Here is a 1168-nt window from a genome sequence, read left to right on the forward strand (position 1 = left end):
GCCGCTGACTGGATGTCTGCCGCATCGTTTATTTCGATGGCCGGTTTAATCGCTTTTATGGGTTATGGTGGTTCAGTCTTCCTAATGGGCTGGACAGGTGGTTATGTACTACTTGCCCTACTTCTAGCACCTTACCTACGTAAGTTTGGTAAGTTTACGGTGCCTGAGTTTGTAGGTGAGCGTTTTTACTCCAAAACCGCTCGTGTTGTTGCCGTTGCTTGTTTGATTATCGCTTCGGTTACTTATGTTATTGGTCAAATGAAAGGGGTTGGCGTTGCATTTGGACGTTTCCTAGAAGTTGACTACTCAACCGGTCTTATCATTGGTATGTGTATCGTATTCATTTACGCTGTAATGGGCGGAATGAAAGGGATCACTTACACGCAGATTGCTCAGTATTGCGTACTCATTTTAGCTTACACTATTCCAGCAGTCTTTATCTCTCTGCAACTTACTGGTCACGCTCTACCCCAAATCGGTTTAGGGAGTACCATGATAGGAACCGATGTCTACTTGCTCGACCGGCTAGACCAAGTCGTCACCGAGCTCGGATTCAGTGAATACACCACCCAGGTCCGGGGCGATACATTAAATATGTTCGTCTACACGATGTCACTGATGATTGGTACAGCGGGTCTGCCTCACGTAATCATTCGTTTCTTCACTGTACCAAAGGTTCGTGATGCGCGTACATCAGCAGGTTGGGCACTATTCTTTATTGCTATTCTTTATACGACAGCACCTGCTGTATCAGCAATGGCACGCCTAAACCTAATGGATACGGTAAATCCAGCTCCTGGTCAGTACCTTGCTTATGATGAACGTCCTGACTGGTTTAAGAACTGGGAAAAAACAGGGCTACTTGGTTTTGATGACATAAATAATGATGGCAACATCAACTATACTTCTAGCTCAGAGACCAATGAGCTGAAAGTTGACCGCGACATCATGGTATTGGCTAACCCTGAGATTGCAAAACTGCCTAACTGGGTTATCGCTTTGGTTGCAGCAGGTGGTCTAGCAGCTGCACTATCAACCGCTGCCGGTCTATTGTTGGCTATCTCATCCTCCATATCGCATGATTTAATCAAAGGGGTAATAAACCCCAATATATCAGAGAAGAAAGAATTGCTCGCCAGCCGAATATCCATGGCGGTTGCCATTGCGG

General features: G+C 45.8%; 1 protein-coding gene. It reads left to right on the plus strand.

Translation table 11 applies throughout. From position 1 onward, the window contains the following. The coding region (locus tag ACP45E_RS06430; protein ID WP_241824277.1) for a sodium:solute symporter family protein at positions 1-1168 on the plus strand (1168 nt) is incomplete at both ends.

This window comes from Vibrio genomosp. F10 str. 9ZD137 (genome assembly GCF_049974785.1).
GTDB lineage: Bacteria > Pseudomonadota > Gammaproteobacteria > Enterobacterales > Vibrionaceae > Vibrio.